This is a genomic window from Bradyrhizobium tunisiense, assembly GCF_042263385.1.
Taxonomy (GTDB): domain Bacteria; phylum Pseudomonadota; class Alphaproteobacteria; order Rhizobiales; family Xanthobacteraceae; genus Bradyrhizobium; species Bradyrhizobium tunisiense.
Map to the genome: position 1 here is coordinate 1,228,396 of NZ_JBHLEV010000001.1, position 13,839 is coordinate 1,242,234.

16 protein-coding genes and 1 tRNA gene are annotated in these 13,839 nt (G+C 64.0%); 11 read left to right on the forward strand and 6 right to left on the reverse strand.

The window, feature by feature from the left end; all coding sequences use genetic code 11:
- Positions 1 to 34 precede the first annotated feature (34 nt).
- Positions 35 to 673, reverse strand: a complete 639-nt coding sequence (gene cmk / locus ACFDR6_RS05695) for a (d)CMP kinase (RefSeq protein WP_212083332.1) — start codon at positions 671 to 673, stop codon at positions 35 to 37.
- Positions 670 to 2,007, reverse strand: coding sequence for a 3-phosphoshikimate 1-carboxyvinyltransferase (gene aroA / locus ACFDR6_RS05700; RefSeq protein ID WP_375857709.1), 1,338 nt, complete (start codon positions 2,005 to 2,007; stop codon positions 670 to 672). The genes cmk and aroA overlap by 4 nt, the downstream gene beginning before the upstream one ends.
- A gap of 160 nt (positions 2,008 to 2,167) precedes the next feature.
- Between aroA and ACFDR6_RS05705 the strand changes: the two genes are divergently transcribed.
- From ACFDR6_RS05705 to ACFDR6_RS05715, 3 genes are all read left to right on the forward strand, one after another.
- A complete protein-coding gene (locus ACFDR6_RS05705) occupies positions 2,168 to 2,575 on the forward strand; it encodes a TIGR02300 family protein (protein ID WP_212083327.1) in 408 nt (135 codons plus the stop codon).
- 94 nt (positions 2,576 to 2,669) lie between these two features.
- Positions 2,670 to 2,745 (forward strand) — tRNA-Ala (locus tag ACFDR6_RS05710).
- Between the two features lie 155 nt (positions 2,746 to 2,900).
- Positions 2,901 to 3,137 carry a GIY-YIG nuclease family protein gene (locus tag ACFDR6_RS05715; RefSeq protein WP_212083320.1) on the forward strand — a complete coding sequence of 79 codons (237 nt, stop codon included), beginning with the start codon at positions 2,901 to 2,903 and terminating at the stop codon, positions 3,135 to 3,137.
- Between the two features lie 6 nt (positions 3,138 to 3,143).
- Here the strand turns inward: ACFDR6_RS05715 and ACFDR6_RS05720 are convergent, their stop codons facing one another.
- A complete protein-coding gene (locus ACFDR6_RS05720; protein WP_375857710.1) occupies positions 3,144 to 3,605 on the reverse strand; it encodes a MarR family winged helix-turn-helix transcriptional regulator in 462 nt (153 codons plus the stop codon).
- Positions 3,606 to 3,759: 154 nt separating this feature from the next.
- Between ACFDR6_RS05720 and ACFDR6_RS05725 the strand changes: the two genes are divergently transcribed.
- The 8 genes from ACFDR6_RS05725 (at position 3,760) to ACFDR6_RS05760 (ending at position 10,981) form a co-directional block, all read left to right on the forward strand.
- Complete coding sequence (locus ACFDR6_RS05725) at positions 3,760 to 4,185, forward strand: organic hydroperoxide resistance protein (RefSeq protein WP_061023501.1); 426 nt, start codon at positions 3,760 to 3,762, stop codon at positions 4,183 to 4,185.
- 173 nt (positions 4,186 to 4,358) lie between these two features.
- Complete coding sequence (locus ACFDR6_RS05730; RefSeq protein ID WP_375857711.1) at positions 4,359 to 5,564, forward strand: CaiB/BaiF CoA transferase family protein; 1,206 nt, start codon at positions 4,359 to 4,361, stop codon at positions 5,562 to 5,564.
- Between the two features lie 222 nt (positions 5,565 to 5,786).
- Positions 5,787 to 7,103, forward strand: coding sequence for a sn-glycerol-3-phosphate ABC transporter substrate-binding protein UgpB (gene ugpB / locus ACFDR6_RS05735; RefSeq protein ID WP_375857712.1), 1,317 nt, complete (start codon positions 5,787 to 5,789; stop codon positions 7,101 to 7,103).
- A gap of 48 nt (positions 7,104 to 7,151) precedes the next feature.
- On the forward strand, positions 7,152 to 8,033 hold the full coding sequence (gene ugpA / locus ACFDR6_RS05740) for a sn-glycerol-3-phosphate ABC transporter permease UgpA (RefSeq protein WP_317241696.1): 882 nt from the start codon (positions 7,152 to 7,154) through the stop codon (positions 8,031 to 8,033).
- Positions 8,033 to 8,881 (forward strand): sn-glycerol-3-phosphate ABC transporter permease UgpE, encoded by an 849-nt coding sequence (gene ugpE, locus ACFDR6_RS05745; protein ID WP_317241697.1) that lies wholly within the window; start codon positions 8,033 to 8,035, stop codon positions 8,879 to 8,881. The genes ugpA and ugpE overlap by 1 nt, the downstream gene beginning before the upstream one ends.
- A 6-nt stretch (positions 8,882 to 8,887) precedes the next feature.
- Complete coding sequence (locus ACFDR6_RS05750) at positions 8,888 to 9,973, forward strand: sn-glycerol-3-phosphate import ATP-binding protein UgpC (protein ID WP_375857713.1); 1,086 nt, start codon at positions 8,888 to 8,890, stop codon at positions 9,971 to 9,973.
- Between the two features lie 259 nt (positions 9,974 to 10,232).
- Positions 10,233 to 10,658: an Hsp20 family protein gene (locus ACFDR6_RS05755; RefSeq protein ID WP_028139463.1), complete on the forward strand. Its 426-nt coding sequence runs from the start codon at positions 10,233 to 10,235 to the stop codon at positions 10,656 to 10,658.
- Between the two features lie 50 nt (positions 10,659 to 10,708).
- Positions 10,709 to 10,981, forward strand: coding sequence for a BQ00720 family protein (locus ACFDR6_RS05760; protein ID WP_200452147.1), 273 nt, complete (start codon positions 10,709 to 10,711; stop codon positions 10,979 to 10,981).
- 131 nt (positions 10,982 to 11,112) lie between these two features.
- Here the strand turns inward: ACFDR6_RS05760 and ACFDR6_RS05765 are convergent, their stop codons facing one another.
- The 3 genes from ACFDR6_RS05765 to ACFDR6_RS05775 are packed head-to-tail and all read right to left on the reverse strand — an operon-like array spanning position 11,113 to position 13,815.
- On the reverse strand, positions 11,113 to 12,159 hold the full coding sequence (locus tag ACFDR6_RS05765; protein WP_375857714.1) for an AMP-binding protein: 1,047 nt from the start codon (positions 12,157 to 12,159) through the stop codon (positions 11,113 to 11,115).
- Positions 12,156 to 12,635 (reverse strand): AMP-binding protein, encoded by a 480-nt coding sequence (locus ACFDR6_RS05770; protein ID WP_375857715.1) that lies wholly within the window; start codon positions 12,633 to 12,635, stop codon positions 12,156 to 12,158. Before ACFDR6_RS05770 ends, ACFDR6_RS05765 begins: the two co-directional genes overlap by 4 nt.
- 52 nt (positions 12,636 to 12,687) lie before the next feature.
- Entirely contained in the window at positions 12,688 to 13,815 is a 1,128-nt protein-coding gene (locus tag ACFDR6_RS05775; RefSeq protein WP_375857716.1) for a DUF5938 domain-containing protein, read from the reverse strand.
- Positions 13,816 to 13,839 lie beyond the last annotated feature (24 nt).

Genomic DNA, 13,839 nt, shown 5'->3' on the forward strand with positions numbered 1-13,839 from the left:
GGGAGCGGGCACTTCCTCCAATGACGGCGGCGGCTTAACCCCGCGACCGGCCCGCTCGGACAGCCTCGATAATGTCGATGGCGGCCCGGACGCCGCCTTCTATATCCAGTTGGGAGTTATCTAGCAAGTAAGCATCCGGGGCCGGTTTCAAAGGCGCAATCGGCCGATTCTTGTCGCGTTCGTCGCGCTGGAGGATGTCGGCAAGCACGGCCGCCTCGTCCGCCTCCTCGCCCCTCGCCCTGGCCTCCATGGTCCGGCGGCGGGCGCGAACCCTGGGGTCGGCGACGACGAAGATCTTCACGTCGGCATGCGGGCAGATCACGGTTCCAATGTCGCGGCCATCCAGGACCGCGCCGGGCGGATCGGCCGCGAACTGGCGCTGGAAATTGACCAGGACCTCGCGAACCCTGGGGATCGCCGAGACGATGGAAGCGCCCTCGCCGGCCTTCTGGGTCTTGAGGGCGGGATTGCCGAACTTTTCGGGATCGAGCTCCAAAGCCGCCTGCACGGCGGCCGTCTCGTCGGTGAGATCGTGGCCGGACTGCATCAGGGCATAGGCCACCGCGCGATAGATCACGCCGGTATCGAGATGACGATAGCCGTAATGGTGAGCCAGACGCTTGCCGAGCGTCCCCTTGCCCGAAGCCGCGGGCCCGTCGATAGCGATGATCATGAAAACTCGGCCCCTAGCGAACGCATCATCGGAATGAAGTCCGGAAAGCTGGTGGCGATGAAGGCGGTGTCGTCGACGCTCACGGGCTGGTCGGAGGCGCAGCCCATCACCAGCGCCGACATTGCGATGCGATGGTCCATATGGGTGGCGACGGTGCCGCCGCCGGGAACGTGACCGCGGCCTTCGACGATCAGATCGTCGCCGGAGATCTCGACCTTCACGCCGTTGACGCGCAGCATGGCGGCGGTTGCCTCAAGGCGATCGGATTCCTTGACGCGCAACTCGTGCAGGCCGCGCATGATGGTGATGCCTTCGGCGAAGGACGCCGCCACCGCCAGCACCAGATATTCGTCGATCATCGAAGGCGCGCGCTCCGGCGGCACCTCGACGCCACGGAGTTTCGAGGCCCGTACGCGCAATTCCGCCATCGGCTCGCCGGCGTCCCCGCGGGCGTCGCGTTCCTCGATGGAAGCACCCATCTCGCGCAGTGTGGTGAACAGGCCAGTGCGCAGCGGATTGGTCATGACGTCGGACAGGACGACATCGGAGCCCTCGACAATCAATGCTGCGACCACCGGGAAAGCCGCCGAGGACGGATCGGCGGGCACCACCACGGCGGCGCCGTGCAGCTCGGGCTGGCCCTTGAGCGTGATACGGCGGCCATGCGCGCCCTCTCGCGCCGAGGAAATGTCGGCCCCAAAATGCTTCAGCATCAATTCAGTATGGTCGCGGCTGGCTTCAGTCTCGATCACGGTCGTGGTGCCCGGTGCGGCGAGGCCCGCCAGCAACACCGCCGATTTGATCTGGGCCGAGGCGACCGGGGTCGTGTAGGTGATCGGCAATGGATCGCGCGCGCCCTGAAGGGTCAGAGGCAGACGGCCGCCCTCGCCACCGGAAATGACCTTCGCGCCCATCTTTTCGAGGGGATCGAGGATCCGGCGCATCGGGCGGCTGCGGAGCGAGGCATCGCCGTCGAACACCGCCAAGATCGGACAGCCCGCGACGGCGCCCATGACCAGCCGGCAGCCGGTGCCGGAGTTGCCGAAATCCAAGGGCGCCCTGGGCGGGGCGAAGCCCGCGACGCCGACGCCGTTCACCTTCCAGGCGAAATCGCCGGTGCGCTCGACCCCGGCGCCCAGCGCCTGCATGGATTTGGCGGTGTTGAGAACGTCCTCGCCTTCCAGAAGGCCCGAAATCCTGGTCTCACCGACCGCGAGCGCACCCAGGATGAGAGCCCGATGAGAAATCGACTTGTCCCCGGGCACCCGTACTTTCCCGGTCAGGGGACCGCTGGCGCGAGACTGAAGCGGCCTCGGTTGGTCGGAATGAGTCAAGATTGTGTCCTTGGATGAGCCCCGAGGGGACTGCGGCGCAGGTACCACATGGCCCCGGCCCCGTCACGGGCATGTCGTTCTCCCGTAATGCGCTATTGACAGCGGCCCGCCAACTAGCCAAGTGAAACACCGCTTTTCAGACATTCCCAGGATTCCTGCCGTGGCCAAGTCCGAACTCGGAACTAAACGTATTTGCCCGACCACGGGCAAGAAGTTCTATGACCTCAACAAGAATCCGGTGATCTCGCCCTATACCGGCGAAGTGGTGCCGATCGCCCCGGTGGCGCCGGCGCGCGCGCCCCGCGGCGCCGAAGCCCGACACGCGGCGACGGCGGATGCTACGCCCGAGCCGGCAGAGGTCGAAGAGGTCTCGCTGGAGGAGGCCGACGCCGAGGAGAACACCGGCAAGGTCAAGGCCGTGGTGCCCGAATCCGAGGACGATATCGAGGTCGACGAGACCCTCGATGACGACGATGACGATGATTCGACCTTCATTGCAGACGAAGAAGAAGGCGATGAGGACGTGACCGACATCATTGGTGATGTCGGAGGTGATGAAGAGACTTGAGATCAGCCCTGATCTGTGAAAAAGGGTGCACCGCGCGAGTCACCAGGGCTCGCCGGCTGGGGTGAACCACCAGGGTTCGTCCCGCGAGGACTAAGGGGCCATAGCTCAGCTGGGAGAGCGCTTGCATGGCATGCAAGAGGTCGGCGGTTCGATCCCGCCTGGCTCCACCAGCCTTCGCTGGCTTCGCCAGCTACGGCTCGGCAGGCCAGCTCCGCTCTGTCGTAGCGAAGCTAGCGAAGGCTGCCGCGGCGTAGCCCGAAGGGCGAAGCCGGGCCTCGGCAAGCGCATGCATATCCAATAGGCTGAACGGCGGAGACGATCCGCCATGAAGTACGTCTACATCCTTGAGACCCTCGATTCCCTCCACTTCTATGTCGGGATTACCGACGACCTGCGCGCCCGATTGACGAAGCACAATGCTGGCGAGGTACCTCACACCTCGAAATTCGGACCTTGGCGTGTTAAGACTTATGTCGCTTTCAGTAACGAAAAGCAGGCAATCGCGTTCGAAAGGTACCTAAAGTCAGCGTCCGGCCGCGCGTTCGCCAAGAAGCGCCTCTAACCTCCCCTACTCCCCGATCACCGCGTTCAGCCGATCCCTCAACGCCACGATCTCGTCCTTCATCGCCACCAACTCCGACACCGAGCAGTCCGACGCCGCCAGGATCGACTGCGGCACGGCCCGCGCCTTGTCCTTCAGCGCGTGTCCTTGCGCCGTCAGCGCGATCAGGACCTGACGCTCGTCCTCGCTCGAGCGGGTGCGCTTGACGAGATGGGCGGCCTCCAGCCGCTTGAGCAGCGGCGTCAGCGTGCCCGAATCCAGGAACAATCTTTCGCCGATGTCCTTGACCGGAACGTCGTCGCGCTCCCACAGCACCAGCATGACGAGATACTGCGGATAGGTCAGGCCGAGGCGGTCCAAAAGCGGCTTGTAGACGCGGTTGAAGGCATGCGCGGCTGAATAGACCGCGAAGCAGATCTGGTTGTCGAGCCGCAGCGGCGCGTCCGCTGCCGATAATTTTCGAGGCATGGAGAATCTCTTCAGGACTTGTCTCATTCTGGCGCCCCGCGCAGCCACATTCAATCGCGAACAATTAAATGTGAAGCGGCGCAATTTCAATTGCGCGCAATCTAATTGTCTGCGATATAGATCGCGTCCCAACGAACCCCCAAGGGAGACGACAATGTCCGTGAACGTCCTCTACAAGACCAGCGCCAAGGCGACCGGCGGCCGCGACGGCCATGCTGCAACCCTCGACGGCGCGCTCGACGTCAAGCTGACCACGCCGAAGGAGCTCGGCGGCGGCGGCGGCGCCGGCAACAATCCCGAGCAGCTGTTCGCAGCCGGCTATGCCGCCTGCTTCATCGGCGCGATGAAGTTCGTGGCCTCGCAGGGCGGCCCCAAGGTTCCGGCTGACGCCTCCGTCACCTCGACCGTCGGCATCGGCCCGCGCTCCGAGGGCGGCTTCGGCCTCGATATCGACCTCGCCGTCTCGCTGCCGGGCCTCGCCCGCGCTGAGGCCGAGGCGCTGGTCGAGAAGGCGCACCAGGTGTGCCCCTATTCCAACGCCACGCGCGGCAATGTCGACGTTCGCCTGACGGTCGTCTGACCGGAACGGTGGATCGGCCGGTCCGGGATCCCCCTCGGGCCGGCCGCTTCCGCCGATTTGCCATTCTGCGGGATGGCGCCGGCGCGCATACGCCCCTGCCCGCGGGGCCATTGCCGGCCTGCACGAACCTCGCTAGGCCTGTGATCAATTGTCGACACAGGGAAAGCGAAGGCATGAGTTCTGAAGCCGCCACAGGTGCCATGAGTGGGCTGCGCGTCATCGATCTCACGCGCGTGCTCGGCGGACCGTACTGCACCCAGATCCTCGCCGACCATGGCGCCGACGTGATCAAGGTCGAGCCGCCCGCGGGCGACGAAGTGCGCGACTGGGGCCCTCCCTTCCACGACGACGACGCCGCCTATTTCATCGGCATCAACCGCAACAAGCGCTCGATCGGTCTCGACCTCGCCTCCGAGGGCGGCCGTGCCGTGCTGCTCAAGATGCTGGAGAGCGCCGACGTCCTGATCGAGAATTTCAAGCCGGGTACGCTGGAGAAATGGGGCATCGGCAACGAGGTGCTGCGCGAGAAATTCCCGCGCCTCGTGCACTGCCGGATCTGCGGCTTCGGTGCCGACGGCCCGCGCGGCGGCAATCCCGGCTATGACGCCATCATCCAGGCCATGACCGGCATGATTGCGGCGACCGGCTCGCCCGAGAGTGGGCCGATGCGGATCGGCGTGCCCCTGGTCGACATCGGCACCGGCCTCTATGCCGCGATCGGCATCCTGATGGCGCTGTCGGAGCGGCAGCGCTCCGGCAAGGGCCAGTTCCTGGAGACCACGCTGTACGAGACCGGCCTTGCCATCATGCATCCGCACACCGCGAATTATTTCATGCATGGCAAGCCGCCCTCGCTCACCGGCAACGAGCATCCCAACCTCGTGCCCTACGCGATCTTCCCGACCAAGACCGACGACATCTTCATCGGCGTCGGCAACGACGGCACCTTCCGCAAGCTCGCCAAGGAGATCGGCAAGCCCGAGCTGGGAACCGATCCGCGCTTTGCCCGCAACAAGGACCGCATCGCCAATCGCGAGGCGTTGCGCGCCGAGCTCGCCGCGGTGTTCAGCCAGCACGAGGCCGAGCCGCTGTGCAACCGCCTGCTCGCCGCCGGCCTCCCCGCAGGGCCCGTGCAGAAGATCGACCAGGCGCTGACGAACCCTCACACGATCGCGCGCGGCGATATCATCGAGAAGGATTGGTACAAGGGCGTCGCCTCGCCGATCCGGCTCGGCCGCAGCAAGCCGAGCCTGCGCCGGCTGCCGCCGAAATTCAGCCAGCACTCGGCAGAGGTCCTGGGCGAGTTCGGCTACTCCAAGGCCGAGATCGACGCGATGGTCGAAAAAGGCACCGTCTGCGGCCCCGAGCGCAAGCGCTAGGGGCCCATCGCCTTCCTCCGAACGAACGATGCCGCACTGCGGCGTGCGCACGCATGTGCAGCGCGAACGGATTTGGCTACCTGCTCCGTCTTCGCCTATTTGACGACTTCCCTTTTCGAGCGCTTGCCGCTTTCGTTTCTCCCGCTTACACAGTCATGTGAACGTCATATGGCGCTGCTAGCGCAAGCGCTTCTTTAGTGACGGGCAAGGGAGGTTTTCTTGATGGGTCTTCGACATTTTGGTGCGGCTGCCGCACTCGCATTCACAGTTGGCCTGACGGCCTCGCCGGCCTTCGCTGTGACGGAAATCCAGTGGTGGCATGCGATGACCGGCGCGAACAACGACGTCATCGTCAAGCTTGCCAACGACTTCAACACGTCGCAGAGCGACTACAAGGTGATCCCGACCTACAAGGGCAACTACGCCGACACGATGAACGCCGGCATCGCGGCGTTCCGCGCCGGCAACGCGCCGCACATCATGCAGGTGTTCGAGGTCGGCACTGCCACGATGATGTCCGCCACCGGCGCCGTGAAGCCCGTCTACAAGCTGATGGCCGAGACCGGCGAGAAGTTCGATCCAAAAGCCTATCTGCCTGCGATCACCGGCTACTATTCGACCTCGAAGGGCGAGATGCTGTCCTTCCCCTTCAACTCGTCGTCGACCGTGATGTGGGTCAATCTCGACGCGCTGAAGAAGGCCAATGTCGAGATTCCCAAGACCTGGCCTGAGGTATTCGACGCGGCCAAGAAGCTGAAGGCGGCCGGCAGCGCCACCTGCGGCTTCTCCAACTCCTGGGTCACCTGGGTCAATCTCGAGCAGCTCTCCGCCTGGCACAACGTGCCGCTCGCCAGCAAGGCCAACGGCCTCGACGGCTTCGACACCGTGCTCTCCTTCAACGGGCCGCTCCAGGTCAAGCATCTCGAAAATCTGGTCGAGCTCCAGAAGGACAAGACCTACGATTATGCCGGCCGCACCAACACCGGCGAAGGCCGCTTCACGTCGGGCGAATGCCCGCTCTACCTGACGTCGTCCGCCTTCTTCGGCAACGTCAAGGCGCAGGCCAAGTTCGCCTTCACCGCGGTCCCGATGCCCTACTATCCCGACGTGAAGGGCGCGCCGCAGAACTCGATCATCGGTGGCGCCTCGCTCTGGATGATGGGCGGCAAGTCGGCCGACGAATACAAAGGCGTGGCGAAATTCCTGACCTTCCTCTCGGACACCGATCGCCAGGTCTTCATCCACAAGTCCTCGGGCTATCTGCCGATCACCAAGGCTGCCTATGACAAGGCCAAGGCGGACGGCTTCTACAAGGACCAGCCCTATCTCGAGACGCCGCTGCTCGAGCTGACCAACAAGGAGCCGACCGAGAACTCCCGCGGCCTGCGCCTCGGCAACATGGTGCAGCTCCGCGACGTCTGGGCGGAAGAGATCGAGCAGGCGCTGGCCGGCAAGAAGACCGCCAAGCAGGCGCTGGACGCGGCCGTCGAGCGCGGCAACACGATGCTGCGCCAGTTCGAAAAGACCGCCGTCAAGTGAGACGATCAGCGGCAGGCCGGTGACCCCGGCCTGCCGCTCTGGGGCATCATGCAAAAGCAAGCCATCTTCCAATCGAAGCTGTTGCCCTACGCGCTGGTTGCGCCGCAGCTGGCGATCGTCCTGATTTTCTTCTACTGGCCGGCCCTGCAGGCGGTGATCCAGTCCTTCCTGCTCCAGGATGCGTTCGGCCTGTCGACGACCTTCGTCTGGTTCGAGAATTATCTCGATCTCATGAAGGACGGCGCCTATTTCGAGGCGATCGTCCGGACCTTCTTCTTCTCGTTCGCCATCGCGGTCTCATCGCTGTCGTTTGCGCTGTTGCTCGCCGTGATGGCGGACAAGCCGCTGCGCGGCTCTATGCTCTACCGGACGCTGCTGATCTGGCCCTATGCGGTGGCGCCGCCGGTCGTCGGCGTGCTCTGGATCTTCATGCTGCACCCCTCGCTGGGCGTGCTCTCGCGATATTTGCGCGCCCTCGGCGTCGACTGGAATCCGCTGCTCGACGGCGACCAGGCCGCGGCGCTGATCATCCTCGCCGCCGCGTGGAAGCAGATCTCCTACAACTTCCTGTTCTTCCTCGCCGGCCTGCAGAGCATCCCCAAGAGCGTGCTCGAGGCCGCGGCGATCGACGGCGCGCGGCCGATGCGCAGGTTCTGGACGGTGACCTTCCCGCTGCTGTCGCCCACCATCTTTTTCCTGCTCGTCGTCAATATCGTCTACGCCTTCTTCGACACGTTCGGCATCATCGACACCATGACCCGGGGCGGCCCCGGCAAGTCGACGGAGACGCTGGTCTACAAGGTCTATACCGACGGCCTGCTCGGCGGAAATCTCGGCAGCTCGGCGGCACAATCGGTGATCCTGATGATCATGGTCATCGTGCTGACGGGAATCCAGTTCCGCTTCGTCGAACGCAAGGTGACCTACTGATGGTGGAGGAAGAAGGCTTTCGGCGCTACATCGCCCACATCATCCTATGGATCGGGATCGCGATCGTCGCCTTCCCGGTCTATCTCGCCTTCGTCGCCTCGACCCAGGACAACGCGGTGATCGCCAACGGCCAGATGTCGCTGCTGCCGGGCGGCCATTTCCTGCAAACCTACTACCAGACCATCTTCGTCGGCACGAGCGGCTCGACCCGCGAGCCGGTCGGCAACATGATGCTCAACTCGCTCGTAATGGCGCTCCTGATCGCGGTCGGCAAGATCACAGTCTCGATCATCTCCGCCTATGCGATCGTCTATTTTCGCTTTCCGTTTCGGATGGCGATCTTCTGGATCATTTTCATCACCTTGATGCTGCCGGTCGAGGTGCGCATCTATCCGACCTACAAGATCGTCGCTGATCTGCACATGCTCGACAGCTATGCCGGCCTGGCACTCCCGCTGATCGCATCCGCGACCGCGACACTGCTGTTCCGGCAGTTCTTCATGACGGTGCCGGACGAGCTTCTGGAAGCCTCGCGCATCGACGGCGCCGGGCCCTTCCGCTTCTTCTGGGATACGCTGCTGCCGCTGTCGCGCACCAACATGGCCGCTTTGTTCGTGATCCTGTTCATCCTCGGCTGGAATCAATATCTCTGGCCGCTGCTGATCACCACGCGCGACGACATGCAGACCATCCAGATCGGCATCCGCAAGATGATCACCACCACCGACGCGCTGACCGAATGGCCGATCGTGATGGCAACCGCCGTGCTGGCCATGCTGCCGCCGGTGTTCGTCGTCGTCGTCATGCAGAAGCTGTTCGTGCGCGGACTGGTCGAGACGGAAAAGTAGAGACTTATGGCCAACGTCACCCTGCGCAACGTCCGCAAGACCTATCCCGGCGGCTTCGAAGCCATCAAGGGCGTCGACGTCGATGTCGGAGACGGCCAGTTCTGCGTGCTGGTCGGCCCCTCCGGCTGCGGCAAGTCCACGCTGCTGCGCATGGTCTCGGGGCTCGAAACGGTCACCGGCGGCGAGATCGACATCGGCGGCCGGATCGTCAACCAGATCGAGCCCGCCGATCGCGACATCGCGATGGTGTTCCAGAACTATGCGCTCTATCCGCATATGAGCGTCTACAACAACATGGCCTACGGCCTGCGCAACCGCGGCATGGCCGAGGCCGAGATCAAGTCCCGGGTCGAGGAAGCTGCGCGCATTCTCGAGCTCACATCGATGCTGGAGCGCAAGCCGCGCCAGCTCTCCGGCGGCCAGCGCCAGCGCGTCGCCATGGGCCGCGCCATCGTGCGCCAGCCCAAGGTGTTCCTGTTCGACGAGCCACTCTCCAACCTCGATGCCAAGCTGCGCATCGCGATGCGCGTCGAGATCCGCAAATTGCAGCGCCGGCTCAACACGACGTCGATTTACGTCACTCACGACCAGCTCGAAGCGATGACGCTCGCCGACATTCTCGTGGTGATGAACGGCGGTGAGGTCGAGCAGGTCGGCAATCCCCTTGCGATCTACGAGAAGCCGGCGACCACCTTCGTCGCCTCCTTCATCGGCGCACCGCCGATGAATTTGATGTCGACGCGCCCCGAAGAGATCAGATCGCAGCTCGGCGGCAGTGCCGGCGAAGCCGGCATCCTCGGCATCCGCCCGGAGGATTTCGTCATCACCGACCAGACCCCGGCCGGCGGCGTCGCGTTGCCGCTGACGGTCGAGGCCATCGAGCGCGTCGGCGCAGAAACCTTCGTCTATGGCTCGCGCGAGCAGGAAGAGCAGCGCGTCGCCGCCACGCCCGGCGAGCTGCCACCCGGCGAGATCATCGTCCGCATTCCCGGAACCGAGGCCCCTGCCATCGGCGCGAGAATCCGGGTCGCAGCGGCGCGAGCAAAGCTGCATCTGTTCAGCGGTGACGGGCGGACGCGGATGGAGGCCTGAGGGTTCCGAGGCCTCCCAACTCAAAAACTGCGAAAACAACCCCATGCACAGTAGAACGGCCTTGTTATCGTTGGGATAAATCGCGCCCTAAGTTCGTCATGCCCGGGTTGTCCCGCCTGGCCATGTCCAGAGGAAGCGGCAATCCACACTCCCCCGCTACCTGCTTGAACCAACATGGGAACATGCCCATATTGCTGATCAAGGGGTGCCTTTATGGGCCCTGATGCACCAAAGTCGCTTCGAGAGGACTTTGTAAACTATGTCTCGTGTTCCAACGCTCTCCAGTCCGTTCCTTCTGGGCTTCGACGAGATCGAGCGCGTGCTCGACCGCGTCGTCAAAGGCGCCGACGGCTATCCGCCCTACAATATCGAGAGGTGCGGCGGCGCGGACGGCCAGCCCGAGCGGCTGCGCATCACGCTGGCGGTTGCCGGATTCACCCGCGACCAACTCGATGTAACCATTGAGGAAAACCAGCTCGTGATCCGCGGGCGGCAGCAGGACGACAAGACCCGGCAATACATCCATCGCGGCATCGCCGCGCGCCACTTCCAGCGCACGTTCGTGCTGGCGGAGGGGATGCTGGTGCTGGGTGCGGATCTGAAGAACGGGCTGTTGTCGATCGATCTTGCCCGGCCTGAACCGGAGAGGATCGTTAAGACAATCGCTATCAATGAGCACGAATAATGGAACGAGTAGCGGACTCGACCGCTTAGTGTTCCAGAGGAGTCGAGACCATGAGTGAAGGTCACGTTGCGTTCGAATACGAAGCCAAGAACGTCTCGCCCGAGACGCTGGCAGCCCTCGGCGAAGGTCATATCGCCTATGTGAAGCAGATCCGCTCGGAAGACGTGCCGGGCCTGTTTCCCGAGGCGCCGAAAATCGCGCCGGGGCTCAAGCTCTTCGCGCTCCACGCCGCCGATGGCACGCCGATCATGCTGACCGACAGCCGCGAAGCCGCGATCGCCAACGCCTGGAGCAACGAGCTGCAAGCGGTGAGCGTGCACTGAGCGCACGCGTCGCACGAATAGAGTTTCGAGCGGGCATGCCTTCGCAAGAAGGCGTGCCCGTTTTGCTTTGGGAGGCGTGAAGCGCTGCGGCGGGCGGAACGGAATGACCGACGCGGAGGGGGCGAGCCCAATCAGGTCAATCGCGCACGAATGTCCGGCTTCAGGACCTTGCCGACCTTGGAGCGCGGAAGATCGGCCCAGACCTCGATCTGCTTCGGCGTCTTGACGCTGCCGATCTGTGCCTTGACGAAGGCGGCGAGCGCTGCGGTGTCGATTTGCCGGCCGGCGCGTGGCTGCACCACGGCGACGATCCGCTCACCCCATTTCTCATCCGCCAGCCCGATCACGGCGCAATCCTGCACCGCCTCATGCGACCGCAGCGCATTCTCGACCTCGATCGAATAGACGTTGAACCCGCCGGTGATGATCATGTCCTTGGCGCGATCGACGATATAGAGATAGCCGTCGTCGTCGATGTAGCCGATGTCGCCGGTGTGGTGCCAGCCATGCACTGAGGCTTCGGCGGTGGCTTGCGGATTCTTGTAATAGCCGTCCATCACCAGCGAGCCGCGCACGACGATCTCGCCGCGCGCGCCTGATGGCAGCAGATGACCGTCGCCATCCATGATGCCGGCCTGGACCAGCGGGCTGATCCGACCGGCTGACGCGAGACGCTGCATCGCGATGGTACCGTCGGCATTGTAGTGCTCGCTGGGTGGCATCATCGATATCATCATCGGCGCTTCGGTCTGGCCGAACAACTGCGCCATCGGGCCGATCCGCTGGAGCGCCTCTGCAAGCCGCAGTGCCGAGATCGGCGCGGCGCCGTACCAGAAACATTGCAACGAACCGAGCTTGGCGCGATCAAGCCCGGGATGATCGAGCAGCATGTAGATCACGGTCGGCGGCAGGAAAGTGTGCGTGACCCCGTAGCGCGCGATCAGATCGAGGAACTCGCCGACGTCGGGGTGACTCATGATCACGATGCGGCCGCCGAGCGTCATGATCGGGAAGCACAGCACGCCTGCGGCGTGCGTCAGCGGCGCCAGCGCGAGATAGACCGGACGGCCCTTGAAGGGATAGCCCATCAAGGTCAGCGCCGTCATGGTCTCGATGTTGCGGCCCGACAACATCACACCCTTCGGCTTGCCGGTGGTGCCGCCGGTGCCCGGGATCATCGCGAGATCGTCGATCGTCTCGCGTTGATAAGGTCATCTGCGAGGCCGGCGAGCCATTTTTCGAACGATGGCGCGAACGGCAGTTCGGTGTCGAGGCAAACGAGCGTACGTAACTTCGGCAACTCTGGTCTGACGGCCTCGACCATCGGCGCAAAGCTCGAATGGAACAGAAGCAGGCTGCAATCGAACCCGTCGAGGATGAATTTGTTCTCGGCCGCCTCATTGCGCGGATTGATCGGGCACCACACCGCGCCGGCGCGCGAGATGCCGAACACACAGGCGAAGGCGACCGGATCGTTTCCGGACAGGACCGCGACCTTGTCGCCGGGCGCGATGCCCGATCGGTCGAGTCCCCGCGCGATGCGATAGCTGAGCCGCTGCACCTCGCCATAGCCGAGATCGCGTCCATCCATGGTCAGGCACGGCGCATTGACGCCGAGCGAGGCACCCTTGTCGAGGTAATCGATGAAGCGCATGTTCGATCTCGCGATGAGACGGGTGGCACATGGGTGCACCACCCGCGATCGTTTAGTCGTGTACGGTCAGAACAGGCTTGCCGACCAGACCAAAACTGCGCAACTGTCCAAGCAGCTCGTGATGGCCGAATGCCTGGCAGCCGGAAGCAAAGCCGACGCGCTTGGGCGGCTGCTGCAGCAGGTGCGCCGCGGCATAGGCCTGGAGCATGCCGGTCTGCTTGTAGTTGCTGTTGCCGTAGATGACACAGTGCGCGCGCCCGAGCGGGCCGGACGCATGCACCGAATCCATCGACTTGTTGACGCGCGGGTTCTCGCGCGGCGGCATGGTGTTCATCACGCTGGCCGCGGTCTGCGCCAACGCGGCATAGCGGTCGTCGGGGTTCATGTTCTTGGTCGCCTCCAGCGCGCCAGCGACGATCTGCGGCACGCCCAGCATCAGCGCGCGATTGAATACGCCGCCCAGCACCTTCACGTTGGCCACGCGCGGATCGCGCTTGAACCACACCGGATGCGACGTCCCACCCCAGGGCAGTGCCAACGCCAGTTCATGCTGGCCGGGGATGGCGAGGTTGTAGAGACCGGCATCCGGCTGATGCTCGACGTATTTGTTCTGCTCCAGGTAGTAAGCCTTGGCCATCGCGGCATTGACCAGGATGGTCTGCGTCGAGGCGATCGTCGGGCTGCCGCCCCAGAACACGGCGATATCGAGCGTGTCGAGGCCCGGTGTCTCCAGGCACAGCTGGGCGGCGATCTCACCCGTCGTGTACATCTGCGCGACGCCCGGCGCCAGCAGCAGGCCGGCATTGGCGAACCTCGTGCCGAACTCCTGATCGAGCGTGATCAGCCAGTCCTGCTCGCCGGTGGTGTCGGTGTAGTGGCACTTGGCAGCGAGACACGCCTGCACCACTTCGGTGCCGAACTTGGCAAAGGGGCCGACGGTGTTGAGCACCACGGAGGCGCCCTTGAACAATTCAGTCAGCGCCGCCACCGTGTGCGGCACCGTCGCCACCTCATAGTCGGCCGTCTCGATGCCGGCCACGTTCGACTTCATCGCGGCCTTGAGCTTCTCTTCGCTTCGCCCGGCCGCGATGAAGGGGATGTTGTACTCGCGTAGATATTCGCAGACCAACCGGCCGGTGTAGCCGGATGCGCCGTAGACGATGACGGGCTTCTTGCTCATTGCGATCCTCCTGATGGGTGGTTG

Coding starts and splice junctions, on each gene's coding strand:
- cmk (WP_212083332.1), bottom strand. CDS start 673: ATGATCATCGCTATCGACGGGCCCGCGGCTTCGGGCAAGGGGACGCTC.
- ACFDR6_RS05715 (WP_212083320.1), top strand. CDS start 2,901: ATGAAGTACGTCTACATCCTTGAGACCCTCGATTCCCTCCACTTCTAT.
- ACFDR6_RS05720 (WP_375857710.1), bottom strand. CDS start 3,605: ATGCCTCGAAAATTATCGGCAGCGGACGCGCCGCTGCGGCTCGACAAC.
- ACFDR6_RS05725 (WP_061023501.1), top strand. CDS start 3,760: ATGTCCGTGAACGTCCTCTACAAGACCAGCGCCAAGGCGACCGGCGGC.
- ACFDR6_RS05730 (WP_375857711.1), top strand. CDS start 4,359: ATGAGTTCTGAAGCCGCCACAGGTGCCATGAGTGGGCTGCGCGTCATC.
- ugpB (WP_375857712.1), top strand. CDS start 5,787: ATGGGTCTTCGACATTTTGGTGCGGCTGCCGCACTCGCATTCACAGTT.
- ugpA (WP_317241696.1), top strand. CDS start 7,152: ATGCAAAAGCAAGCCATCTTCCAATCGAAGCTGTTGCCCTACGCGCTG.
- ugpE (WP_317241697.1), top strand. CDS start 8,033: ATGGTGGAGGAAGAAGGCTTTCGGCGCTACATCGCCCACATCATCCTA.
- ACFDR6_RS05750 (WP_375857713.1), top strand. CDS start 8,888: ATGGCCAACGTCACCCTGCGCAACGTCCGCAAGACCTATCCCGGCGGC.
- ACFDR6_RS05755 (WP_028139463.1), top strand. CDS start 10,233: ATGTCTCGTGTTCCAACGCTCTCCAGTCCGTTCCTTCTGGGCTTCGAC.
- ACFDR6_RS05760 (WP_200452147.1), top strand. CDS start 10,709: ATGAGTGAAGGTCACGTTGCGTTCGAATACGAAGCCAAGAACGTCTCG.
- ACFDR6_RS05765 (WP_375857714.1), bottom strand. CDS start 12,159: ATGATCCCGGGCACCGGCGGCACCACCGGCAAGCCGAAGGGTGTGATG.
- ACFDR6_RS05770 (WP_375857715.1), bottom strand. CDS start 12,635: ATGCGCTTCATCGATTACCTCGACAAGGGTGCCTCGCTCGGCGTCAAT.
- ACFDR6_RS05775 (WP_375857716.1), bottom strand. CDS start 13,815: ATGAGCAAGAAGCCCGTCATCGTCTACGGCGCATCCGGCTACACCGGC.